Annotated in this window: 18 protein-coding genes; 10 read left to right on the top strand and 8 right to left on the bottom strand. The window is 67.8% G+C overall.

The window, feature by feature from the left end:
* Positions 1–125 precede the first annotated feature (125 nt).
* A complete protein-coding gene (locus ABZ942_RS09255; RefSeq protein ID WP_357380190.1) occupies positions 126–2,966 on the top strand; it encodes an FAD-binding and (Fe-S)-binding domain-containing protein in 2,841 nt (946 codons plus the stop codon).
* Between the two features lie 362 nt (positions 2,967–3,328).
* The gene (locus ABZ942_RS09250; protein ID WP_357380189.1) at positions 3,329–4,276 is read left to right on the top strand and encodes a DNA-3-methyladenine glycosylase 2 family protein; all 948 of its coding nucleotides are present in this window, start codon (positions 3,329–3,331) and stop codon (positions 4,274–4,276) included.
* Positions 4,277–4,302: 26 nt separating this feature from the next.
* Here the strand turns inward: ABZ942_RS09250 and ABZ942_RS09245 are convergent, their stop codons facing one another.
* Positions 4,303–5,019: a TetR/AcrR family transcriptional regulator C-terminal domain-containing protein gene (locus tag ABZ942_RS09245; RefSeq protein ID WP_357380188.1), complete on the bottom strand. Its 717-nt coding sequence runs from the start codon at positions 5,017–5,019 to the stop codon at positions 4,303–4,305.
* A 126-nt stretch (positions 5,020–5,145) separates the two neighbouring features.
* On the opposite strand from ABZ942_RS09245, the gene ABZ942_RS09240 reads away from it, so the two are divergent.
* Positions 5,146–6,657, top strand: coding sequence for an MFS transporter (locus ABZ942_RS09240; RefSeq protein WP_357380187.1), 1,512 nt, complete (start codon positions 5,146–5,148; stop codon positions 6,655–6,657).
* 66 nt (positions 6,658–6,723) lie between these two features.
* On the opposite strand, the gene ABZ942_RS09235 is transcribed toward ABZ942_RS09240, so the two are convergent.
* A complete protein-coding gene (locus tag ABZ942_RS09235; protein ID WP_357380186.1) occupies positions 6,724–7,719 on the bottom strand; it encodes an oxidoreductase in 996 nt (331 codons plus the stop codon).
* Between the two features lie 70 nt (positions 7,720–7,789).
* Positions 7,790–8,860, bottom strand: coding sequence for a DNA polymerase IV (locus ABZ942_RS09230; protein WP_357380185.1), 1,071 nt, complete (start codon positions 8,858–8,860; stop codon positions 7,790–7,792).
* A gap of 123 nt (positions 8,861–8,983) precedes the next feature.
* Here ABZ942_RS09230 and ABZ942_RS09225 point away from each other — a divergent pair, with 123 nt between their 5' ends.
* Positions 8,984–9,580 carry a DUF1707 domain-containing protein gene (locus ABZ942_RS09225; RefSeq protein ID WP_357380184.1) on the top strand — a complete coding sequence of 199 codons (597 nt, stop codon included), beginning with the start codon at positions 8,984–8,986 and terminating at the stop codon, positions 9,578–9,580.
* A gap of 101 nt (positions 9,581–9,681) precedes the next feature.
* On the opposite strand, the gene ABZ942_RS09220 is transcribed toward ABZ942_RS09225, so the two are convergent.
* The 4 genes from ABZ942_RS09220 to ABZ942_RS09205 all read right to left on the bottom strand — a co-directional run bounded on the left by ABZ942_RS09220 (position 9,682) and on the right by ABZ942_RS09205 (position 14,822).
* Complete coding sequence (locus ABZ942_RS09220; protein WP_357380183.1) at positions 9,682–11,301, bottom strand: FAD-dependent monooxygenase; 1,620 nt, start codon at positions 11,299–11,301, stop codon at positions 9,682–9,684.
* A gap of 95 nt (positions 11,302–11,396) precedes the next feature.
* Entirely contained in the window at positions 11,397–13,757 is a 2,361-nt protein-coding gene (gene lon / locus ABZ942_RS09215) for an endopeptidase La (protein ID WP_357380385.1), read from the bottom strand.
* Between the two features lie 176 nt (positions 13,758–13,933).
* Positions 13,934–14,203 (bottom strand): Txe/YoeB family addiction module toxin, encoded by a 270-nt coding sequence (locus ABZ942_RS09210; protein WP_357380182.1) that lies wholly within the window; start codon positions 14,201–14,203, stop codon positions 13,934–13,936.
* 4 nt (positions 14,204–14,207) lie between these two features.
* A complete protein-coding gene (locus ABZ942_RS09205; RefSeq protein ID WP_357380181.1) occupies positions 14,208–14,822 on the bottom strand; it encodes a type II toxin-antitoxin system Phd/YefM family antitoxin in 615 nt (204 codons plus the stop codon).
* 270 nt (positions 14,823–15,092) lie between these two features.
* Between ABZ942_RS09205 and ABZ942_RS09200 the strand changes: the two genes are divergently transcribed.
* Together ABZ942_RS09200 and ABZ942_RS09195 are read left to right on the top strand one after the other, a co-directional pair.
* Positions 15,093–15,635, top strand: a complete 543-nt coding sequence (locus tag ABZ942_RS09200) for a hypothetical protein (protein ID WP_357380180.1) — start codon at positions 15,093–15,095, stop codon at positions 15,633–15,635.
* A complete protein-coding gene (locus ABZ942_RS09195) occupies positions 15,632–16,675 on the top strand; it encodes a PrsW family intramembrane metalloprotease (RefSeq protein ID WP_357380179.1) in 1,044 nt (347 codons plus the stop codon). Before ABZ942_RS09200 ends, ABZ942_RS09195 begins: the two co-directional genes overlap by 4 nt.
* 8 nt (positions 16,676–16,683) lie before the next feature.
* On the opposite strand, the gene ABZ942_RS09190 is transcribed toward ABZ942_RS09195, so the two are convergent.
* Entirely contained in the window at positions 16,684–17,397 is a 714-nt protein-coding gene (locus ABZ942_RS09190) for a cupin domain-containing protein (RefSeq protein WP_357380178.1), read from the bottom strand.
* A 202-nt stretch (positions 17,398–17,599) separates the two neighbouring features.
* Here ABZ942_RS09190 and ABZ942_RS09185 point away from each other — a divergent pair, with 202 nt between their 5' ends.
* The 4 genes from ABZ942_RS09185 (at position 17,600) to lhgO (ending at position 22,287) form a co-directional block, all read left to right on the top strand.
* Positions 17,600–18,955 (top strand): hypothetical protein, encoded by a 1,356-nt coding sequence (locus ABZ942_RS09185; RefSeq protein WP_357380177.1) that lies wholly within the window; start codon positions 17,600–17,602, stop codon positions 18,953–18,955.
* A gap of 199 nt (positions 18,956–19,154) precedes the next feature.
* Positions 19,155–19,946 (top strand): TIGR03084 family metal-binding protein, encoded by a 792-nt coding sequence (locus ABZ942_RS09180; RefSeq protein WP_357380176.1) that lies wholly within the window; start codon positions 19,155–19,157, stop codon positions 19,944–19,946.
* 522 nt (positions 19,947–20,468) lie between these two features.
* Complete coding sequence (locus tag ABZ942_RS09175; RefSeq protein WP_357380175.1) at positions 20,469–21,056, top strand: hypothetical protein; 588 nt, start codon at positions 20,469–20,471, stop codon at positions 21,054–21,056.
* 22 nt (positions 21,057–21,078) lie between these two features.
* Positions 21,079–22,287: an L-2-hydroxyglutarate oxidase gene (lhgO, locus tag ABZ942_RS09170; protein WP_357380174.1), complete on the top strand. Its 1,209-nt coding sequence runs from the start codon at positions 21,079–21,081 to the stop codon at positions 22,285–22,287.
* Positions 22,288–22,314: the final 27 nt, after the last annotated feature.

Raw genomic sequence — 22,314 nt, 5'->3', positions numbered from 1 at the left:
TCCCCACCCATCAAAGCCTTCGGCACTGACACTAAGACCTCAACAATGGTTGAGAGCAAGTCGTTTCCGCCGGATTCCGATTCCGCGCTCAGCGAAATTTCCGTACCCGCGCTTAGGCTGGCCAGGTGACCAAGGACCGGGTGGTGGAGGTGCTGGGCGGCAGGCTCGACGGTGAGGTCGACGCCTCCGACCGCCGGCGGGCGGAGTATTCGTCGGACGCCTCCAATTATCGCGTACCGCCGCGGGCCGTTGTCTTTCCCCGGACGGACGAGGACGTGGCCGTCGCGCTGGCGGTCGCCACGGAGAACGGGCTGTCGGTCACCGCACGCGGTGGCGGGACCTCGGTGGCGGGTAATGCCATCGGCCCCGGGCTGGTGCTGGATTTCAGCAGGCATATGAATCGGATCCTGGAGGTGGATCCGCAGGCGCGGATCGCCCGGGTACAGCCCGGTGTGGTGCTGTCGGAATTGCAACGCGCGGCTCGGCCGCACGGGCTGCGGTTCGGGCCGGATCCGTCCACGCAGAACCGGTGCACCCTCGGCGGCATGATCGGCAACAACGCCTGCGGCCCGCGTGCGGTCGCCTGGGGACGCACCTCGGACACGGTGCGAGTGCTACGGATTCTCGACGGGACCGGCGTCGAGCGGACACTCGCCAACGATCTGTCGGTGCTGCCGGGTCTGGCCGAGTTCACCGGCGCACATCTCGCGGTGCTGCGCACCGAGCTCGGTCGCTTCGAACGTCAGGCGTCCGGCTACGGGCTCGAACATCTACTGCCCGAACGCGGTTCGGCGGTGGCGAAGGCGTTCGTCGGATCCGAGGGCACCTGTGGGCTGCTGCTCGACGCGACGGTCGAGCTGGTCGCGCTGCCGAAAGCCGCGGTGCTGACGGTGCTCGGCTACCCCGATATCGCCACGGCCGCAGACAATGTCGCCGCGGTGATGGCGTGCGAGCCCACCGCGGTCGAGGGCATCGACGCGCGGCTCGTAGATACCGTCCGGGCCCATCGCGGCGCCGTTCCAGACCTGCCGCGCGGCGGCGGATGGCTGTTCGTGGAGACCGCGGGCGACACCCCCGCCGAGGCGCTGGCCATCGCCGAACAACTGCGCGGGTCGGTCGATGCGCTGGACTCGCGCATCGTCACCGATCCCGTTGCCGCGGCGGCACTCTGGCACATCCGGGCGGACGGAGCGGGCCTGGCCGGTCGCACGCCGGACGGGCAGCCCGCCTGGCCGGGCTGGGAGGACGCGGCGGTGCCGCCGGAGCGGCTCGGCGATTACCTGCGTGACTTCGCCGACCTGACGCGCGAGCACGGTGTGGATGGATTGCTGTATGGGCACATCGGTGACGGCTGCATCCACGTGCGCCTCGATCTGCCGATCGCCGATGCGCCGCAACGCTTTCGGCGGTTCCTGTTCGACGCCGCCGAACTGGTTGTGCGGCATGGTGGTTCCCTCTCCGGTGAGCACGGTGACGGTCGCGCTCGCTCGGAGTTGCTCGCACTCATGTACTCCCGCCGGGTGCTCGACGTATTCGCCGGATACAAGGCCATTTTCGATCCCGCCGATGTGCTGAACCCCGGCGTGCTGGTCGCGCCGCGGCCGATCGACGCCGACCTGCGACTGGCCGGGCTACCACTGGTCCCCGCCTCGGGCGGCTTCGCCTTCCCGCACGATCACGGCGATCTGAGTACGGCGGTGCATCGCTGCGTGGGAGTCGGCAAGTGCCGTGCCGATACGCGCGCGACCGGTGGTTTCATGTGCCCGTCGTATCTGGCGTCCAAGGATGAGAAGGACAGCACCCGCGGCCGGGCCAGGGTGCTGCAGGAGGTGGTCCGCGGCGCGCTGCCATGGTCGTCCGAGGCGGTCGCCGAGTCGCTCGATCTGTGCCTGTCCTGCAAGGCATGTCGCTCCGACTGTCCGGCGGGCGTCGACGTGGCCACCTATAAGGCCGAGGCGCTGTACCGCCGATACCGGCACCGGCCACGGCCCCTCGATCACTACTCGCTCGGTTGGCTGCCGCGCTGGCTGGCGGCGGCGACCCGGATGCCGCGCGCCGCCAACGCGCTGGCGGACAACTCGGTGCTACGCCGAATCGGATTGCGCGCGGCGGGCATTGACCCGCGCCGAGAGGTACCACGACTGGCGGAGCGCAGCTTTCGGCGCAGGTGGCGTGACCTCGGCGGAGTTGTTCCGCCCGCGGTGTCGGTGGATGAGCTCGATGCGGCCGAGAGTCCTACCGCCGCACCGGAAACCGATACTGAGCGGCCCGAGGTAATGCTGTGGGTCGACACCTTCACCGACGCCTTCGATCCTGAGATAGCTCTGGCGGCAGCGCAATTGGTGCAGTCGCTCGGCTACCGGGTGCGCATTCCCGCGCGACGCGTGTGCTGCGGGCTCACCTGGATCAGCACCGGTCAACTGGACGGTGCCCGCGCGCGGCTGCGCGCCACGCTGGACGCGCTGGATGAGCATGTGCGCGGCGGCGGCCTTGTGGTCGGGCTGGAACCGTCCTGCACCGCGGTGCTGCGGTCGGATCTGCCCGAACTGCTACCGGAGGACCCGCGCGCAGCGGCCACCGCACGCGCGGTGCGCACGCTCGCCGAGTTTCTGACCGAACAACCGGACTGGCAACCGCCGCAATGGCCGGGCCGGACCGTGCTGGTTCAGCCGCATTGTCATCACCATGCGATTCTCGGATTCGAGACCGATCGCCAGCTATTAGCCACAATGGGAATCAATGTGACTGAAATCACCGGCTGTTGCGGTCTCGCGGGAAACTTCGGAATGCAGCGGGACCATTACGACATTTCGGTCGCGGTGGCCGAGAACGGCCTGCTACCCGCGCTGCGTACCGCCGACAGCGAGTCGACTTTCCTCGCGGACGGCTTCTCTTGCCGCACCCAGGCCGCACAGTTGGCCGGCCGCCGAAGCCGCCACCTGGCCCAACTCCTGTTGGAGCGGTGAGACTTTCGCGCACTCGCCGGGACGACGGGTCCCGGCGTGTGCGCGCGACCGGTCAGCTGCCGAACGGCAGGGTGCCCGGCGGAATCTGATAACCCGAACTGCCTGCGGAAACACCGCCCCAGGCGCTGAGCAACCAGTTGAGCAAGTTGGTGATCATTCGATACCTCCATGTGGCGACTGCCAGCTGTTTGCCGATCGAACCAATATCGCCACGTCCATTCTTAGCGTTACAAAATACCGGGTACCTGCGATGATGCATATTCGGCATCGGATAGCGGCGAATTGTGTTGCGCGCGAATAGTTTCTCGACCGAGCGCGGACGGGCGCGCATTCCGGGCCGCGTCATCGGGCAGAATGGTCCGATGCGTAACGCGATGGTCGAGCCGGTAGGTGAGCCAACCGGCCTGGCCAGAACCGTGACGTCCGACCACCCGATCGACCTGGCGTGCACGATCGCGCCGCTGCGCCGCGGCACCGGTGATCCGTGCCATCAGACGACCGCCGACGGCGCGCACTGGCACGCCTCACGCATGTCATCGGGCCCGGTCACCTACCGGTTGACGCAATCCGGACCGTCCTCGGTGCAGGGCCGCGCCTGGGGTCCGGGCGCCGAGGAATTCCTCGACGGACTCGACCACATGCTGTGCCTGGACGAGAACATGGACGGCTTCGTCCCGGACCACCCCAAGATCGTCGAGGCGCATCGGCGCTTCCCCGGCCTGCGCATGCTGCGCACCGGCCTGGTGCTCGAGGCGCTGATCCCCGCGGTGCTGGAGCAGAAGGTGCACACCATCTCGGCCCGCGGCTCGTGGCGAAAGCTGGTGCGGCAGTTCGGCGATCCCGCGCCCGGCCCGGCGCCGGAGGGCCTGCGGTTGCCACCCGACGCCGATACCTGGCGGCGGGTGCCGTCCTGGGCCTTCCATCGGGCCAACGTCGGTCCGCAGCGGGCGCAGACGATCGTGCGGGTCGCCAGGGTGGCGAGCTCATTGGAGCGGGCCGCCGGTGTCGACCCGGCCGAAGCCGCCCGCAGGCTGCGGACGATCCCGGGAATCGGCGTGTGGACCGCCGCCGAGACCGCGCAGCGCGCGTTCGGCGACGCGGATGCGTTGTCGGTCGGCGATTTCCATCTCGCGGCCATCGTCGGCTGGACCCTGCTCGGCCACCCGATCGATGACGACACGATGGTCGAATACCTGGAACCGCTTCGGCCGCACCGCTATCGGGCGGTACGACTGCTGGAGATCAGCGGGCAGGCGCACAAGCCGAAGTTCGGTCCGCGCACGCCGCTCACCGATCACACCTGGCACTGAGCAGTTCCGCGGCCGCGGGTTTCGGCTCAATCCCGGCGAGCGTCGAGCCCGTCCAGTACGCGGTCCAGGCCGTAGCGGAACTTCCGATCCCGCCGCTCGATCGGGTCCGTGTCCCAATCTTCCTGCTGAAACCTGGGATAGTCCTTGGCGGCTTCCTCGGCGGCAGGGCGCAACGCGGCGACGAACTCCCGCTCCGTTTGCCCGGAACGGGCGAGTAGAGCCAGCCAGGCGGCCTCGCTGATCCCCATCCCGACGACGTAGCTCATGACGACACTGATGGCGTCGCTGGTCTCGGCCGCCGGGAATCCGCCCGCTTCGAACAGTCCGACCAGGCCGTCGTTGAGCCGCATGACGTTCGGGCCCAGGTAGGACAACCCGACCTGACCGAGGGTCGATGCCATCCACGGGTGCCGCAGGATCATCGCGCGCAGGCTTTCCGCACAGTCCTCGGTGGCCGAGCGCCAGGCCGCCGGGTCGGCGATCTCGGGTACTCGGATCTCGCCGTAGACCTCGTCGACGACCAGTTCGATCAGCTCGTCGCGATTGGCGACGTGCCGGTAGAGCGACGTCGCACCGGCGTTCAGCCGGGCGCCGAGTTGGCGCATGGTGAGCGCCTCCATGCCCTCGGCGTCCAGCAGAACGACGGCCTCGGCCACGATCTGCTCCCTGGTCAGCGCGGGTTGCTCCCGCCCCTTGCGCGGACGCGTCCATACCGATCCGACCTGCTGCTTTTCGACGGCCACGTCGACTCCCTTCCGTTGCCACCAGCCTAGCGCACAATGTTCGCACTTGCGAACGTCCTCAAAGTCTGCGTACAGTGTTCGCAACAAGAGAACGACGTACGCAACACCGTGAGAAGAGAGCTACCGATGAACGCGATCGAGACCCGCAACCCGAGACGCTGGTGGATTCTGATCGTGCTGTGCCTCAGCACGCTGGTCCTGGTCATCGACAATTTCGTGCTGGCCGTCGCGGTGCCGGCACTGGCCGAGGATCTGCACGCGAGCGCCCAGGACATCCAGTGGATCCTGGACTCCTACATCCTCGTTTTCGCGGGCCTACTGCTCACCTCGGGCAGCCTCGCCGATCGGTTCGGCAGACGGCGGGTGATGCTGATCGGGCTCGTCCTGTTCGGCGTTGCCTCGCTCGGGGCCACGCTGGCCGCCAGCCCGATCGAGATGATCGTGGCGCGCACCGTGATGGGCATCGGTGGTGCGCTGGTGCTGCCGAGCACGCTGTCGATCCTGATCACGGTGTTCGACGACGAGGAGCGGCGTAAGGCGATGAGCTTCTGGAGTGCCGCCTCGGTGCTCGGTCTGGTCGGCGGTCCAGTGCTCGGCGGCGTGCTGATCGCGCACTTCTGGTGGGGTGCAGCGTTTTTGATCAATATCCCGGTCACGGCCGTTGCCATCATCGCCGCGCTGGCGCTGATGCCGGAATCCAAGGGGCCGTGGACCAAGCCGGATGTGCCCGGTGCGGTGCTGTCCATGGTCGGGATGATCGCGCTGGTCTGGACCATCATCGAATTCCCCAAGGGCGGTTTCGATCACGCGTCCACACTGGTCACGCTGGCCATCGCCGTGGTAAGCCTGGTCGCGTTCATCGTGTGGGAGAAGCGCGTCGAGCATCCGATGGTGCCGCTGGACCTGTTCCGCAACCATGACTTCGCCGGTGGCAGTCTGTCGCTGACGCTGGTGCAGGTCGCCAATGGTGGTCTGCTGCTGGTGCTCACCCAGTACCTGCAGTTCGTGCTCGGCTACTCGCCGACCAAGGCCGGGCTCGCGTTCATTCCGATGATGGCCGCCTCCATCGTGTTCAACGGACTGGGCGCCGGTCTGGGCAGCAAGGTCGGCAACCGCACGCTGGCCGTCACCGGCATGCTCGTCTCGACCGTCGGGCTCGGCCTGCTGGCCGGTCTGTCCGCGGACACTGGGTTCGGCGTGCTGTCCATTGCGCTGGTGGTGCTCGGTGCCGGCGCGGGCCTGGCGCAGCCCGCGGCCATCGCGGCGCTGATGGGGGCCGTGCCGCCGGAGCAGGCCGGTGTCGGGTCCGCGTTGAACGACACCATTCAGCAGGCTGGGGCCGCCCTCGGCATCGCGGTGCTCGGCAGCATCCTGTCCAGCACGTTCACCAGCAGCATGCCGGATTCGACCCCGGAGCTCGCCCGGCATTCGATCGGCGACGCGCTGGCGCTGGCCGCGCGGACCGGCGACAGCGAACTCCTCGGCACTGCGCGCGAAGCGTTCACCACCGCCATGTCGGTCAGCTTTATCGCGGGTGGTGCCGGAATCCTGGCCGGAGCAATCGTCGCCCTGTTCGTCATGCGCAACAACAAGACCGCTCCGGCGGAGGTGCTCGAGGAAGCGGCACTCATCCAGTAGGACAACCGAATACGGCGAAAGACCGGCTCGATGATCGAGCCGGTCTTTCGCTGTCGTACTGTCCGTTCAGAATTCGCCGAGGACGTTGAACACGGTGCGTCCGGTGTGGGTACCGCTCTGGATCGAATGCAGGACCTCGGCCGCGTCGGTGATCGACGCGAACTGGGTGAGCGACGAAAGATGTTGCGGGCGCAGTTCGTTGGCGAGGCGGGTCCACAGTTCGCGACGCTTCTCGATCGGGACGAACACCGAGTCGATGCCGAGCAGCGCGACGCCGCGCAGGATGAACGGCAGCACGGTGGTCGGCAGACCCGAGCCACCGGTCAGGCCGCTGGTCGCGACCGCGCCGCCGTAGCCGATGGCGCTGAGGATGTAGGCGAGCGACTTGCCGCCGACGCTGTCCACCGCGGCGGCCCAGCGGGCCTTGTTCAGCGGGCGCGGCTTGGCGTCGGGATCCTCGGGCAGGCGGCCGATGATCTCGTTCGCGCCGAGTTCACTGAGCAGATCGCCCGCGTCGGCCTTGCCGGTCGAGGCGATGATCTCGAAGCCGAGCCCCGACAGGATGTCGATGCTCACGCTGCCGACGCCGCCCGTCGCGCCGGTGACCAGCACCGAGCCCGTCTCCGGGGTGATGCCGCGGTCGAGCAGCGACTGCACGCTCAGTCCCGCGGTGAAGCCCGCGGTGCCGAGCGCGGCGGCGTCCCTGGGGCTCAGGCCGTCCAGCTTCACCACCCAGTCGGCAGGCACCCTGGCGTACTCGGCGAACCCGCCGTTCTGCGAAACCCCGATGTCGTAGCCGTGCGCCACCACCAGGTCGCCCGGGGCGAAGTCGTCGTCCTCCGACGAAACCACCTCGCCGGTGATGTCGATGCCGGGAATGATCGGATACTTGCGCACCACCCCACCCCCCGGCGTGATCGCCAACCCGTCCTTGTAGTTCGCGCTGGAGAAATGCACCTTGATCGTGACCTCACCAGCCCCGAGGAATTCCTCCCCGACCTCCTGCTTGGTCAGCACGATCCCGCTATCCGATTCATGCGCCACCATCGCCCAGAACTCCATGCCGACGAGCATACGATCGTCCGCCCCCACCCGCGCAGCTCCCACCGCCCGCGAATCGACGTGGCCCGGTCTACTCCGGGACGAGTTCGAGGCGGACGCCGAGGAGGCGGATGGGGCGGTCCAGGGGGAAGCGGTCGATGATGCGGAGGGCGGTTTCGGTGATTTGGGCGGGGTCGATGGTGGGGGTCGGCAGTTTCTCCTGTTTGCTGCGGGTGTAGAAGGTGTTGGTGCGGACGGTGACCGAGACTCGGGTGCCGATGCGGCCCGCTTCGGCCATTTCCTCGGCTACCTCGGTGGCCAGGCGGGCCACCTGGGCGCGGATTTCGACGGGGTCGGTGAGGTCGTGGGGGAAGGTCTCGGATTTGCTGCGGCCCACCGGGATTCGGGGTTCGGTGGTGACGTCGGTGTCGCCTTTGCCGTGGCCGAGGACCCAGAGGTAGGGGCCGGTGTTCGGGCCGAATTCGGCGGCGAGGCGGTGCCGGTCGGCGGCCATCAGGTCGGCGACGGTGTTGATGCCCAGGTCGGCGAGGCGGGTGGCGATTCGAGTGCCGATGCCCCACAACGCATTTGTCGGGCGGTGTGCCATGACCTCGGTCCAGTTCGCGGCGGTGAGGCGGAAGACTCCGGCGGCCGCCCCCGCGTCGGTGGCCGGGCCTGCGGCCGACTTGCCGGTCGCTTTCGCAAATCCGGTGGCGAGTTTGGCGGTGAGCTTGTTGTCGCCGATGCCGATCGAGCAGGACAGCTCCAATTGCTCGATGGCGCTGCGGATTTCGCGGGCCAGCGCCTCCGGGTCGCCGGTGTCGGCAGCGAGGAACGCCTCGTCCCAGCCCCACACCTCGACGCGGCCGGGAAAGGTGCGCAGCAGCGACATCACCTCGTCGGACGCCTCCTCGTAGCTGGTCATGTCCAAGGGCAGGAACACGCCCTCGGGACACTTGCGCTGGGCGCTGCGCAGCGCCATCCCGGCCCGCACGCCGAACGCCCGTGCCGGATAGGACGCGCAGGTGACGACCTTGCGCGGCTCGGCAGGGTCACCATTACCGCCGACGATGACCGGCAGGCCGCGCAGCTCCGGGTGGCGGCGGAACTCCACCGCCGCCTGGAACTGATCGAGATCGACATGCAACAGCCATCTGGCCATAAGACCGTCTTACCCCACCGGTGTGACAAGCAGCCGGAATACCGGCGCGATCGGCCGCCGACGGCGGCGTCGAGCGGGATCATGGCCGTACGATTTCCCTGAGCACGAGCAAGGAGCAGATCGATGACCGATGCGCAGGACAAGCCCGGCGCGCTGCCCGCGGTCCGGGTCGCGGACACCGACCGGGAGGTGGCGGTACGACGGCTGCACATCGCGGTGACCGAGGGCCGCCTGGATGTGCTGGAACTGGACCGGCGACTCGTCCTGGCCTACGCGGCCCAGACCAGCGCCGAACTGGTCGCGGTCACCGCGGATCTGCCGACGGCCACCGAGCCGATCGAGTTGCGCACCAAAAGCGGGTCGCGCGACAAGCGCGGGCAGTGGGTCGTCCCCGCCGAGCTCACTGCCGAGTGTGGTTCCGGCAGCATCACTTTCGACTTCACCCAGGCACTCTGCGCACACACCGAGATCGCGCTGCATGCCACTGCGGGCTCCGGCAGCATCAAGCTGATCGTGCCGCGCGGCTGGCGGGTCGATGTCGATCGGGTGCGGACCAAGAGCGGCAGCGTGTCGAACCGCGCGACCGAGCCACTGCTGCCCGGTGCGCCGGTACTGCGGGTCGACGGGAAGGTCGGCTCCGGTTCCCTCAGCGTGCGGTACCCGCGGCCGCCGCGCCGTTCCTTCCTGGCCTGGCTGCTCCGCCGGCCGCGTCCGGCCTGACCTGCCGGGTCACGTTCGACTATCGCCCCGGACGGCGCGATCGGGAGATAGCTGGTGGCATTAACCGGTCACGCGTGACAGTCGTCGCAGTGCCGCCCAGATCAGGCACCGGCGGTTGCGTCATCGAGAGACCTTGCACCGCTGGACAACCCGCCGACGATCCGGCACAGCGCCGCGGTGAGTGTGCTCGGGCACAGACCTTCGTCGGAGCGGCCGGCGACGATCCCGTCCGGCCGGACGAGCAGCGCGCCGCCCTCGGGCAGGCCGGTGCGCGCGAACCATTCGGCGACGGGTAGCGCGTGCACCGTGATGTCGATTCCGGTGTCCCACTGGGCTTCGCCGACCGCGTCGCGCCATCCGGCACAGGTGCCGGTCACCAGCAGCGCGAAGCCGGGACCGTTCAGATCCAGCGTCGAGATCCGCTGCGACCCGTCGATCCACAGATGCGGCACCCGGGTACCGACCTGGCCGGTCAGCTGGTCGACATGCGGTGCATCGGCGGTGCCGCCCAGGACAGCGGCCGAGACATACCGGTACCGGGTCATCACCGTGTTGGTACTCAGCTGACTGGCGAGATCGGCTGCGTTGTCCGGGGTTTCGATGCCGTAGCGGGTGGCGAAGTCGGTGCCGAGCCGGGCTTGCTCGGCGGCGATCAGTGCGCGCGGGCGTCGCTCGGGCTGGTAGCTGTCGAGCAGTGCGGGCGCTGCCGTGCCGGACAGCACCGCCGCCAGTTTCCAGATCAGGTTGTGCGCGTCGGCGATTCCGGTGTTCGCGCCGTAACCACCCCACGGCGCGTGCCGGTGCGCGGCGTCGCCGACCAGGAAGACCCGGCCGCTACGGTACTCGTCCGCGACGAAAACACCGGTGTCCCATGCGGTTTTCGCCAGCACTTCGACCTCGATGTCGGGTACGCCGATCGCGGCACGGACCAGCTCGACGCAGCGTTCTGTCGGATAGTCGGCGAGATCCGTACGCACGGCATCGTATTCGAGGTGGAACGACCACTCGTCGGTGTTGTTCTTCGCCAGCACCAGCCCACGCACCTTGTCGTTGGTGATCTCGCACTGGCTGAAGGTGCGGCCGTTCAGCACCTCGGCGAGATCGGTCCGCACGAAAAGGTTGAGGTAGTGATGCGTCGGCGGCAGCTCCCAACCGGTGATGCCGAGCGCTCGCCGGATCGGGCTGCCCGCGCCGTCGGCGGCGATGAGGTAGTCGGCCTGGATGATCGAGGTCGCGCCGGTCCGATCGCGCAGCGTGGCGGTTATACCGCGATCGGTGGCCTCGAATTCGCTCAGCTCGACGCCGAAGCGCAGGTCACCGCCGCGCCCGCGGGCCACCTCGATGAGCAGCGGCTCCAGCTGCGCCTGCGGCAGGAAACAGAAGCTGGACGGACTCGGCTCCGGGTTCTGCAAACTCTTCATGAAATTGGCCAGCTCGAGTTGCTCGGCGGCCAGCAGCGTGGCGCCCCGGCTCGCGCCGCCGAATCGTCCGGCCTTCATCGCGGTCGCGGCGGCCTGCTGGACCCGATTTTCGATGCCGAGCTGCCGGAACAACTCGATGGTCCGGGTGTGCACGCCGCGGGAGCGTGGCAGTACCGATGCACCGGTCCGCTTCTCCACGAGCACGAAGGGCACCCCGTGATATTCGAGGAAGAGGGCGGCGGACAGTCCGACCAGACCACCGCCGACGATGAGAACGGGCACCTGCTGCGTCGAAGTCATGCACCGATCTTGGGCCCGTCCACTTGCACCGCCCTTGCATGCCGATTACACGAGAAAGGCCGGGCACCCGAGGTGCCCGGCCCTTTTCCCGCACGTCAGGCGGTGGCCGCGAAGGCCCGTCCGTCCAGCGCCGGCTCGGCGACCGGCTCGATGGCGTAGGCCAGGATGTCGGCCACGTCGGCGACGGGGCGAACCTCCAGTGCGGCAAGCACTTCGGCCGGGACGTCGTCCAGGTCCGGCTCGTTGCGAGCCGGGATGAACACCGTCTTCAGGCCGGCCCGCTGCGCGGCGAGCAGCTTCTGCTTGACGCCGCCGATCGGCAGCACCCGCCCGTTCAGCGTGACCTCACCGGTCATGCCGACATCGGCGCGCACCTGCCTGCCCAGTGCCAGCGACACCAGCGCGGTGACCATGGTGACGCCCGCCGACGGTCCGTCCTTGGGGACCGCGCCCGCCGGGAAGTGCACGTGGATATTGCGATCCAGCACCGACGGTTCGATGCCGATCTCCGCCAGATGCGAGCGCACGTAGGTCAATGCGATCTGCGCGGACTCCTTCATCACATCGCCGAGCTGACCGGTCAGGGTCAGCGAGCGCTCACCCTCCGCGGCGTTGGCCTCGATGTAGAGGACATCGCCACCGAGGCCGGTGACCGCGAGGCCGGTCGCCACGCCCGGGACCGCGGTGCGTTCCACCGAGTCGGGGGTGAAGCGTGGGCGGCCCAGGTATTCCTTCAGGTCACCCAGGTCGATCGTCAGCGACTTCTGCAGGCCGCTCTCGGACTTCACCAAAGCGTCGTAACCCAGCTCGGACTCGTAGCCGAGATCGCCTGCGGGCGTGCTGGTTCCGTCCTCGGACAGGCGAGTCGCGGCCTTACGCAACGCCTTCGCGATCAGGCGCTCCATCTGCCGCACGCCGGCTTCCCTGGTGTAGTTGGCGGCGATCTCGCGCAACGCCTCGTCGGTGACGGTCACCTCGTCGGTGGTCAGCGCGTTGCGCTCCAGCTGCCGTGGCACCAGGAAGTCGCGGGCGATGCCGACCTTGTCGTCCTCGGTATAGCCGTCGACGGTGATCAGCTCCATCCGGTCCAGCAGCGGGCCGGGGATGGTGTCCATGACGTTGGCGGTCGCGATGAACAGCACGTCGGACAGGTCCAGATCCAGATCCAGGTAGTGATCGCGGAACGTGTGGTTCTGCGCCGGATCCAGCACCTCGAGCAGCGCCGCCGCCGGGTCGCCACGGAAATCCGAGCCGACCTTGTCGATCTCGTCCAGCAGGACAACGGGATTCATCGAACCCGCCTCCTTGATGGCGCGGACGATCCGGCCGGGCAGCGCGCCGACGTAGGTGCGCCGGTGGCCACGGATCTCGGCCTCGTCGCGCACGCCGCCCAGGGCGACGCGCACGAACTTGCGGCCCATGGCACGGGCCACCGATTCGCCGAGCGAGGTCTTGCCGACACCGGGCGGGCCGACCAGCGCGAGCACCGCGCCGGAGCCGCGGCCGCCGACAATGTCGAGCCCACGTGAGGCCCGCCGGGAACGCACCGCCAGGTACTCGACCATCCGGTCCTTGACCTCGTCCAGACCGTGGTGATCGGCGTCGAGCACCGCGCGGGCGGCCGAAACATCGGTGCTGTCGGTGGTTTTCACCGTCCACGGCAACTCGAGCACGGTGTCCAGCCAGGTCCGGATCCAACCGGTTTCCGGGCTCTGATCGCTGGACCGCTCCAGCCTGCCGACCTCGCGCAGCGCCTCTTCGCGGACGTTGTCCGGCAGGTCGGCCTGCTCGACCCTGGTGCGGTAGTCGTCGGCGCCGTCGGGCTCGCCCTCGCCGAGTTCCTTGCGGATCGCGTTGAGCTGCTGGCGCAGCAGGAACTCGCGCTGGCTCTTCTCCAGGCCCTCGCGGACGTCGTCACTGATCTTCTCGGTGACCTCGGCCTCGGCGATGTGGTCCTTGGTCCACTCGATCAGCGTGTTCAACCGCTGGATGACGTCGGGGGTTTGCAGCAGTTCGCGCTTCTGATCGTCGGTCAGGTACGGCGCGTAGCCCGCGGTGTCGGCGATCGCCGACGGGTCGGTCAGCTGATTGACCGCGTCGATGATCTGCCAGGCCTCGCGACGCTGCAGTACCGAGACGACCAGCTTCTTGTATTCGGCGGCAAGTTCTTTCGTCCGGCCGTCCGGCGCGGGGATCTCGACCGGCTCGGCCTCGACCCACAGCGCGGCGCCCGGCCCGGTCACCCCGTGCCCGATCTTCGCGCGCCGTTCCGCCTTCAGCACGGCCGCCGGTGCGCCACCGCGCATCCGGCCGACCTGTTCGATAGTGGCGACCACGCCGTAGGAGGCATAGCCCTCGGTGAGCCGCGGCGCCAGCAGCACCGCGTCGGTCTTGGCTGCGCGCGCGGCATCGATGGCGGCCTGCGCCGATTCGTCCAGTTCGATGGGCACGACCATGCCCGGCAGCACGATCGGATCGGTCAGGAACAGCACCGGCAGGTTCTGTGGTGTAGTCACGTGTTCGACCCTTCCAAAAGTTGAGCGATACCAACTCAACCCCGGGACTTTCTCCTTTGTTCCGAATACTTCCCCACGTTCGCTGTGGGCGAAGTAGTCGATACCAATCGCGCGAATCAGTCGTCGTAGTGGCTTCCCACCTGCACGATGACAACCTCGGTATCGGTGACGTAGTAGATCAACCGGCGCTCGTGGCTGATCCGCCGCGACCAGTGCCCGGCAAGCTGATACCGCAGCGGCGCGTGCTTGCCGATCCCGGCGAACGGATCGGCAAGCACGGCGTTGATCATCTTGTTCGCCGCCTTCAGTACCGCACGATCCCGCGGCAGCCAGGATGAATAGCTACGCCACCCCTGGGCGGTGAACATCAACTTCCGATCGGCCACGCCATCACGCCTTCCGTCGGCGCGGACGTACAGACCCGGGAATTTCGGTTGTGTCGTCCGGGTCGTCGGTCTCCAGCAATGACACAAAGTCGTTTTCGGCTACGCGAGACTGCAACTCCTCCACAAAACGCTTGAAGCGATCCGCAGAGTTGGTTGCTCCGGCGTTGTCGGCATAGACCTTTTCCACGATTGCCCACAGCGCCGCACCCGGCACAACCGCGTATTGCTTCGCGCCCTCGACGAGAAGCTTGTCCGGTACGTCGTCATCGGTGGCAGATTCGTTGTGGAGCTTTGGCTCGATCGCCCAGATCACGTCACCGCGCCGGAGCATGAAGGCGCGTGTCGGCGGTTCGGCCGCCGTCTCGTCGTCCGGGTCGATCAGGGCGTGGGCTGCCGTGCGCCCGGCCCGTGCGTCCTCGGCAGAGGCCAGCAATCGCGCGCCGCCGTGGGTCTGGAGCACGTACAAGGTCTCCATGATCGAGTTCCAATCGGACTCGGCCACGAGCACGGCATTCTCACCGGTCTTCGTGACCACCGTCACCTGATCGTGGTCGTCATTGACCTTCTTCACCATTCCGAACAAGTCCTGACGAACGGTCGAGATCGGTAGCGCCGACATCAGCAATCACCCCTAAGAAGTTGTACGACATACCGTACATCTAACTCGTACAATATGTCGTACAACTGTAGTGACGACGGGGCGGAGGGGCTGGTAGGCGCCCAGGGCGAAGACGGGGAGCGGATTGTTTGCGGTCTGCTGTGGGTTGGCGCGGTGCGGTGGGCGTGTTCGCGGGCAGATTGCGGGGGCTCGCTTATCGTTGAGCTGGCTGCGCCGCTGGTCGGTGGCAGTTTTCGATGGGCGCAGCGGACCCTCGATGGGAGCATGTGCATGAGTTGGCCGATCCGGACCGGGCATGACTGGAGACAGGCCGGACTGGTGATCGCGGTGGTCGCGGCGTTGCTCGCGGTGCCGTCGGCGGTCGCCGCGCTGGTGCCGACACGGGAGACGGCGGTTGCCCCCGATGCGGAGATCAAGGTGACGGCGCCGGGGGAGGAGCCCGACACGGTCGGGTTCGGTGGCGTCGGCGGGTGGCAGCGCAGGCCGACGGGGGATCGGACGACGGCCGTGCTGATTGCTCCGGATGGTTCGCGACTGGCGGTCAGTGTGATCGACGGCGTCACAGACTTCGCCGATGCGGCGGACTGGCGGTTGAAAGTGCTTGGTGCGCAGGGTTTCAAGGCGGATTTCGACGGTGGAGAGGTCAAGACGCCGAACGGATTCAGCGGGCGGACCTGTCGCGGCACGGACCGAGCCGGGGTGTGCGCCATCGTCGGCAACGAGAAACTGGCGGTCACGCTGGTGCTCATCGGTGACGACGCCACCTTGCCCGAGCTGACGCCGGTCCTGGAAACGCTGACGGTGCGGCGATGAGATGGTTCCAGCCGAAGTCGGCGCTGTTCTGGGCCTACTGTCTGATCTCGTTCCTAGGGCTAGCCGGGCTGGTGCTCCAACTGGCCCCGGTGGTAGCGCTGACCTGGCGCGACATCCTGGTCGGCCTGCCGTTCACGCTCGCGACCCTGCTCGTATTCGGTGGGCTGGTCCTGCATTTGGATCGGCTGCGCGCGCGGCGGCGAATCCGGACACCGCTGGTCCTGGGCTTTCTCTGGGGTGCGCTGGCCGGGCCAGGCATCGCGATGTTCGCCAACGACAACAACATGCGCATCATCCAGAACCTGGCCGGCGACGCGTTCGCCATCGACTGGCAGGCACCGATTTCCGCAGCGATCGTGGAGGAGGCAGTCAAGGGCATCGGCGTGTTCGCCGTCGCGTGGCTCGCCCGGCCATTGCTGAATCGACCGATGCACGGCTTGCTGCTGGGCGGCTGCACCGGCCTCGGCTTCCAGGTCGTCGAGAACATCACCTACTCGGCCAACGCCGGATTGCTGTCAGCGCAGGACAATTCGGCGACCGCGGTGCTGGTCGGCATCGTGCGACTGCTCACCGGCCTCACCTCGCACTGGATGCTGACCGCGCTCGCCGGCATCGGCATCGTGCTGGCGGTGGCGCGATCGGATTGGTCGGCCGGTCGGCGCGCGCAGGTCTGTGTCACGTTCTATCTGCTCGGTGCCGCACTGCATTTCGGGTGGGACGCGCCGAGCCCGGCGAACATCCCGATCGGCTCGATTCTCGCCAGGACGATCCTGTACATCCTGATCTTCGCCGTCGTCTATACCTGGGTGGTGCACACCGAACGGCAATGGTTCCGCGCCGTGGTCGACTGGGCGGTGACGCGGGGAATCGCCCCGGCCGGTGAATTGAGCACGTTGATCTCGCGGCGAAGTCGACGCCGAGCCCGAAGAGCAGAGCAGCTGAGCGGCCAGTACAACCGTCGCCATCAGGTGCAGCGGCAACGCGTACTGCTCGACTGGGTCCAGGACACCGGCGCGGGATCTGGCATTCGTATTCCGTAGTGCGGCAACTACTTACGCCTGGTGATCACCACCGGCCGCACCTCGGTCGGGATGCTGCCGAACGCCGCGACCGGAACACCGAACGCGGCCGCGAGAATCTCCCTCGGCAGCGAATTCACGGTGGCCACGATGCCGATGTCGTCGTTGGGTTCCTGCGCGCTGGTATTGAAAACCACCAGGACCTGCAGAGACTGTTCGGTACTCGAATTACCGAAGTAATGGAAGAAGCCCTGCGGCACGAACACCAGATCGCCCTGCTTCGCCTCGAAGACGTCGTTGCGATAGGTGCCGTCGGGATGGGTACCGAGGATCGTCCAGTCGGCCTTGCCGGAAATGATGTAGTTGAGCTCCCACGCGGTCGGATGCCAATGCGGCTCCCGGATGGCGCCTACCTCCAGTTCGACGAAATAGACCGACGCCTGCTGACCGGTCAGCACCGGAAAGGTGCCCTCGTGCGCGCCGCGCAACGTGCCGCCGTCGTAGCGGTCCGGCTCGGCGGAGGTCAGGTGGTACAGATGCGAGTCGGTGTCCAGCTTGGTATCGGCCGCCGACGCGGGCATCGCGTTGCCCTGCTCGGCTCGGGCCGCCCCGCCCACCGTCGCGGCGAGCGCCCCGCTGAGAGCCGCCCCGCCGAGAGCCGCGCCGGTGCCGATGATCCGGCGGCGGCTCAGCCGCTCGTCGTCCTCGCTCGGTAGCTCGTCGGGCACTGGCGTTTCGGACACGCGACCTCCTGCGACGTCGGCGGTCCGGGACCGCGCGTGGGGGATGTCAGGCTCACGCCCAGGTCCAGCTCGGGCGCGCTCATGGTAGCCCCGCCGCGCTACCGTGCGCCCGCGTTGACACTCGCTCCGGCGCAATGACAATGTTGGGGCCTTGATACCTCATACCGGCGGTTCCGTCGGTTCGGCCTAGGGAGATCCATCGATGAGTTCACTCGCCGCCGGCGTGTTCATCGATTGGGAAGATCTGACGGGCCAGTCCAAGTTCGTGGTCGATCTGGTGACGTTCCCGATCTTCAGCGCGCTGGCGGGCTGGCTGACCAACTGGACCGGCGTGCTGATGTTGTTCTGGCCGGAGCGATTTCGCGGCTTCCGGATCCCGGGTCTGCATCTGCTCTATCCGTATTTCCCGCGCCGGGTGCAGGTGCTGCCGACGTTCTCCGGAGACGGGCAGCAGCTCGGATTCCAAGGCTTCATTCCGGCACGGGCCGAGAAGATGGCCAGCATCTGCGTCGACAAGGCGCTGATGCGGATCGGCAGTCCGCGCGACTTCATCCACGAACTCGACCTGGACGGCATCGCCGACTACGTCGCGGTGCTCGCCCGCAAGCAGGTGCAGCCGCTGGTCGACGAGCTGATGAACCGGGAGAACCCCGACCTGTGGCGCACCGTGCCGCGCGCGGCCAAGCAGATCATCTACCAGCGGGTCGATCGGGAGATGCCCGCGCTGTCGCGACGCGCGTTCGAATCGCTGGGCGACAACGTCGATCAGCTCATCGACATCAAAAGCTTCGTCATCCGGTACCTGCAGGACAATCCCGGCATCCTCAAGGACCTGACCACCACGATCGCGGCGCCGGAGCTGCGCTTCATGGTCCGGATCGGCCTGCTCGGCGCGCCGTTCGGTCTGCTGCTCGCGCTGTATATGCATGTGCACCAGCACATTCCGGTGCTCGGCTGGGTGCCGGGCTGGGTGATCGTGTTGCTCGCCTCGGCGGCGATCGGCGTGATCGTCAATGTCATCGCGGTCAAGATGGTGTTCGAGCCCGGCGACCCGCAGCCTTGGTACAAGTACCTGTGGCAGCAGGCGCTGCTGGCCAAGCGGCAGCCGCAGGCGGCGACCGACCTCGCGCACATTCTGGCCTACCAGGTGCTCACCCTGCCGAACCTGTCGCGGGAGCTGCTGGACGGACCCAACGGCGACAAGACCCGTCAGCTGCTGGAACGGCTCGTCTCCGACGAGATCCATCGGCAGCTCGGCCCGACCACCTCGTTCGTGCGCGCGGCGCTGGGCCGTCGCCAGTTCGACAACCTCAAGGCGGGCGCGGCCGGTGCCGCCGTCGGGCTCGCGCCGAGCCTGGCCGAGGACGAGGAATTCATCCTGGAGCAGGCCAAGACCATCGACGTGTTCGCGGCGCGCAAGCTTCGCCAGCTGACGCCGGGGGAGTTCATGGAGATGTTCTATGCCTCGGTCGAGCAGGACGCGTGGCTGCTCTATCTGCACGGCGCGGTGCTCGGGCTGGCGGTCGGCGCCTCGCACCTGATCATTTTCGGCTGGTAGCCAAGCCTTCTGGGCAGTCGGTCCAAATACAAGCACGCGTGCTTGCATTTTTGAGCGGCCGCTGCGATGCTGAACCGCGACGGCACACGAGGTGGTGTGCGTTCGACTGATCGGCACGCGGCGTGAGCGACGGGCCCGGAGGCGGCAGCCTGCGTGACCACGGAGGGACCCGTGAACGCCGCAAATAGACAGGGAACAGATGGCTGACCTCGAGGCGCTGCTCAACGATTTCGCCGACGAGTGCGCGGACCTGGAACGCATCGTCACCCCGCTGGCGGCGGCCGACTGGGCCCGCCCGACACCCGCGGCCGGCTGGACCATCGCCCATCAGATCGGCCATCTGGCCTGGACCGATGAGGTCGCCACGCTCGCCGCCGCCGATGACGAAGGCTTCCAGCGACTGGTCGCCGAGGCCGCACCCAAGGCGACGACCTTCGTCGACGAAGCCGCCGAAGCAGCCTCGACCACGCCGCCCGCGGAGCTGCTGGACCGGTGGCACCGCGGCCGGCAGGCCCTCACCGACGCACTGCGCATGGTCCCCGCGGGCAGCAAGCTGCCATGGTTCGGCCCGCCGATGAGCGCAGCCTCGATGATCACCGCCCGCATCATGGAAACCTGGGCGCACGGCCAGGACGTGGCCGACGCGCTCGGCATCACCCGCACTCCCACCGCGCGGCTGCGCACCGTGGCCCACATCGGCGCGCGGACCAGGAACTATGCCTACACCGTGCACGGAAAGACGCCCCCCACAGCCGAATTCCGGATCGAGCTCACCGCGCCCGACGGCACCATCTGGTCCTGGGGACCCGAGGACGCCGCGCAGCGGGTGACCGGATCGGCCCTCGATTTCTGCCTGCTGGTGACCCAGCGCCGCCACCCCGACGACCTCGCGCTCGAGACGGTCGGCGCGGACGCGGCGGAATGGCTCACCCTCGCACAGGCTTTCGCGGGACCGACGGGCACGGGTCGCACGGCGGGTCAGTTCGCCTGAAATATCGCCGGAAACGGCAACGACGGCCGGATGCGTACATCCGGCCGTCGCGCACCCGACCCGATCCATCGTTTTCTGGAGCGGGCGAGCGCCACACTTGGGTGCGCCGTTCGTGTCGGCCGGACGCCATTGGCCGGGTGTCTCGATGTGGCAGTCGAGGATGACGCTCGCCAGCTAGTGAGTTATTTACCCGCCCTTGAGGTGCTGGAAACATAAACAATCGACGGATTCGGCGATGATTCAGCGGCCGATCCGTCTACGACTGTGATCCTGGTCTCTCCGGGGCGGTACCCCGTACGACCGCGCCGTAACCTGGACAACCGTACGGCTTTCAACGATGCGAGCCAGCTGCCAGGGGAAGCAGGGAAGGAACGCATCGTGACCAGAAATAAACAGGGAGCGCTTGCGAGTCGCGGATGGGCGAGGCCGCATGTCCAGGTCGCTCGGCACGCAGCGATCGTCCTCGCTGGTGCCGCCAGCCTCAGCCTCACTGTGGTCGCAGGCTCTTACATCGTGCACCAGATGGCCGACCTCAACCGGCCCGGCGGCGATGTCGCCACACCTTCGGCGCAAGCCGTCGAGGATTCGACCAGCGATGCCGGATGGACGGACACCGTGCTGACCGGCGGCCACCACGAACTGCCCGCCGTATTCACCCGGCACCCAGTAGATGTGGTCGTGCCGAGCCCGAAAGCGGCTGACCATGGCCCTGATTCGGCGGTCGTATCGCACCCGAGCACCGTCGGCGGCAAATGGCTGCTCGGCGACGCCTACGTGGACGCGCAGGTCGCCGCCGTGCGTACCGACACGATCTCGATCACCGTCGGCACCAACGCCTTCACCGTGCTGACCGGCCGCACCCCGCTCGACGAGCACCCGAAGTCCACCGGCGTGACCCGGCTGCGCACCGAATTCGACACGCGCAGTGGCGAAGTGGTGCTGATGCTGACCGATCCGACGCTCGGCGACCACGACCTGCACCTCAACCGCACCCCGGCACCGAATACCAAACCCGCGCCGGACACGACCGCGGTGCACGATCCGACCACGACGGACCCGGCGACCGCACCGAGCACACACCGCGGCACGGAACCCACCGTGGCGGTATAACTCTCGGCCTACTGTTCTCGGTATGCCGAACAGTACGTACGACTTCTGTGTGATCGGCGGTGGCATCGTCGGGGTGGCGACCGCGCATCGAATACTGCACCGCCATCCCGGCGCGACCCTCGTGCTGCTGGAGAAGGCCGACGCGCTGGCCACCCACCAGACCGGCCACAACAGCGGCGTCATCCACTCGGGCATCTACTATCCGCCGGACAGCCTGAAGGCGCGACTGTGCCGCCGCGGCGCCGAGTGGACCAAGAAATTCGCTGCGGCGCACGGGATTCCGTTCGAGGTGTGCGGCAAGCTGCTGGTCGCCACCGATGCGGCCGAGCAACGCAGGATGCTGGCGCTGCACGAGCGTTCGGTCGCCAACGGCGTCGCGGTCGAGCTGCTCGACGCCGCCGAACTCCATCGACGCGAGCCGAAAGTGACCGGCGTCGGCGCGTTGTTCGTGCCGGACACCGGCATCGTCGACTACACCGCCATCACCACCGCGCTGGCCGACGAGGTCCGTTCGGCGGGCGGGCAATTGGTCTTCGGCGCCGAGATCACCGCGCTCACCGAAACCGACGGCACGGTCACCGCCGCAGGCCCGGCCGGATCGTGGACGGCCCGCACCCTGGTGGCGTGCGCGGGCCTACAGGCCGATCGACTGGCTCGAATGGCCGGGCTGCGCAACGATTTCCGGATAGTGCCGTTTCGCGGCGAGTACTACCAGCTGCCGCCGGAGCGGGCCGGGCTGGTGCGCACGCTGATCTACCCGATCCCCGATCCCACGCTGCCCTTCCTCGGCGTGCATCTGAGTCCGACCATCGACGGCACGTTGACGGTCGGCCCGAACGCGGTGCTCGGGCTGGCCAGGGAGGGCTATCGCAAGGGCAGTTTCGACGCCAGGGACGCGCGGGCGGTGCTCGGTTTTCCCGGCGTGCACCGGGTGGCCGCGGCGAATGTCCGGACCGGGCTGCGCGAACTGCGCAACTCGCTGTTCAAGCGCGGTTATCTGGCCGAATGCCGGCGCTACTGTCCCGAGCTGACCCTGGCCGATCTGCGGCCGCGCGAGGCGGGCATCCGCGCGCAGGCGGTGCTGCGCGACGGAACGCTGGTGCACGACTTCATGATCGAGCGCACGCCACGCTCGATGCATGTACTCAACGCACCGTCGCCGGCGGCCACCTCCGCCATGCCGATCGCGGAGCACATCGTCGATCAACTGTGCGCCGATAACTCGCCCTAGAAGAAGACCGACCGGTCCAATACAGCT

Origin of the sequence: Nocardia sp. NPDC046473 (genome assembly GCF_040645995.1) — a bacterium.
GTDB lineage: Bacteria > Actinomycetota > Actinomycetes > Mycobacteriales > Mycobacteriaceae > Nocardia.
The sequence above is the reverse complement of the archived record's forward strand: the minus strand, read 5'-3'. Positions and strand labels throughout refer to the sequence as shown.

Coding starts and splice junctions, on each gene's coding strand:
- ABZ942_RS09250 (WP_357380189.1), top strand. CDS start 3,329: ATGCGTAACGCGATGGTCGAGCCGGTAGGTGAGCCAACCGGCCTGGCC.
- ABZ942_RS09240 (WP_357380187.1), top strand. CDS start 5,146: ATGAACGCGATCGAGACCCGCAACCCGAGACGCTGGTGGATTCTGATC.
- ABZ942_RS09235 (WP_357380186.1), bottom strand. CDS start 7,719: ATGGAGTTCTGGGCGATGGTGGCGCATGAATCGGATAGCGGGATCGTG.
- ABZ942_RS09230 (WP_357380185.1), bottom strand. CDS start 8,860: ATGGCCAGATGGCTGTTGCATGTCGATCTCGATCAGTTCCAGGCGGCG.
- ABZ942_RS09225 (WP_357380184.1), top strand. CDS start 8,984: ATGACCGATGCGCAGGACAAGCCCGGCGCGCTGCCCGCGGTCCGGGTC.
- ABZ942_RS09220 (WP_357380183.1), bottom strand. CDS start 11,301: ATGACTTCGACGCAGCAGGTGCCCGTTCTCATCGTCGGCGGTGGTCTG.
- lon (WP_357380385.1), bottom strand. CDS start 13,757: ATGGTCGTGCCCATCGAACTGGACGAATCGGCGCAGGCCGCCATCGAT.
- ABZ942_RS09205 (WP_357380181.1), bottom strand. CDS start 14,822: ATGTCGGCGCTACCGATCTCGACCGTTCGTCAGGACTTGTTCGGAATG.
- ABZ942_RS09200 (WP_357380180.1), top strand. CDS start 15,093: ATGAGTTGGCCGATCCGGACCGGGCATGACTGGAGACAGGCCGGACTG.
- ABZ942_RS09195 (WP_357380179.1), top strand. CDS start 15,632: ATGAGATGGTTCCAGCCGAAGTCGGCGCTGTTCTGGGCCTACTGTCTG.
- ABZ942_RS09185 (WP_357380177.1), top strand. CDS start 17,600: ATGAGTTCACTCGCCGCCGGCGTGTTCATCGATTGGGAAGATCTGACG.
- ABZ942_RS09180 (WP_357380176.1), top strand. CDS start 19,155: ATGGCTGACCTCGAGGCGCTGCTCAACGATTTCGCCGACGAGTGCGCG.
- ABZ942_RS09175 (WP_357380175.1), top strand. CDS start 20,469: ATGGCCGACCTCAACCGGCCCGGCGGCGATGTCGCCACACCTTCGGCG.
- lhgO (WP_357380174.1), top strand. CDS start 21,079: ATGCCGAACAGTACGTACGACTTCTGTGTGATCGGCGGTGGCATCGTC.